The sequence below is a fragment of the Pseudonocardia sp. SID8383 genome (assembly GCF_009864975.1).
In the GTDB taxonomy this organism is placed as follows: Bacteria; Actinomycetota; Actinomycetes; order Mycobacteriales; family Pseudonocardiaceae; genus Pseudonocardia; species Pseudonocardia alni.
Genome location: NZ_WWFY01000325.1, coordinates 1 through 502, shown reverse-complemented (window position 1 = coordinate 502; position 502 = coordinate 1). Strand labels below are relative to the sequence as shown.

Genomic DNA, 502 nt, shown 5'->3' with positions numbered 1-502 from the left:
CCGGCGGCGGACCGGTCGACGAGGCCGACCTCCCCGACCGCCTGCGCACCGCCCGCCGGGAACTCGGTCTGCTGGAGGCCGCCGAACGCGACGCCGTGGCCGACGCCCTGCGTGCGGCGGGCGGGAACCGCACCCGGGCCGCCCGCACGCTCGGGATCGGGCGCAACACCCTCTACCGGAAGCTGCGCGAGTTCGGGGTGTCCTGACCGGCCGGCACGGACCGGCGACGTTCAGGGCCGCCCGGTCACCAACGGCCAGAGCCCGTCGGCGCCCGCGTCCAGCGCGGCCGCCCCGAGCCGGTCGTTCCAGAACGCCTCGTCACCGTCCTCGTCGCGCCAGGCCCACAGCCGGGTCGTGACCAGCCGCAACGCGTGCTCGCGGGTGAACCCGATGGCCCCGTGCACCTGGTGGGCGATCCGCGCGACGGCCGTCGCCGCCTCCGAGCAGCGGGCCTTCGCCGCGGCGACGGCGAACGCCGTCTCCGGGGCGGCGAACCCCGCGC

General features: G+C 78.1%; 2 protein-coding genes. One reads left to right on the top strand and one right to left on the bottom strand.

Annotated features, from left to right (window positions below; translation table 11 throughout):
- Nucleotides 1-206, top strand: a 206-nt coding sequence (locus tag GTW08_RS07815) for a helix-turn-helix domain-containing protein (RefSeq protein ID WP_275938976.1), incomplete at its 5' end; no start/stop codon positions are given.
- A 24-nt stretch (nucleotides 207-230) separates the two neighbouring features.
- On the opposite strand, the gene GTW08_RS07810 is transcribed toward GTW08_RS07815, so the two are convergent.
- On the bottom strand, nucleotides 231-502 hold a 272-nt coding region (locus tag GTW08_RS07810), incomplete at its 5' end, for an acyl-CoA dehydrogenase family protein (protein WP_255497482.1).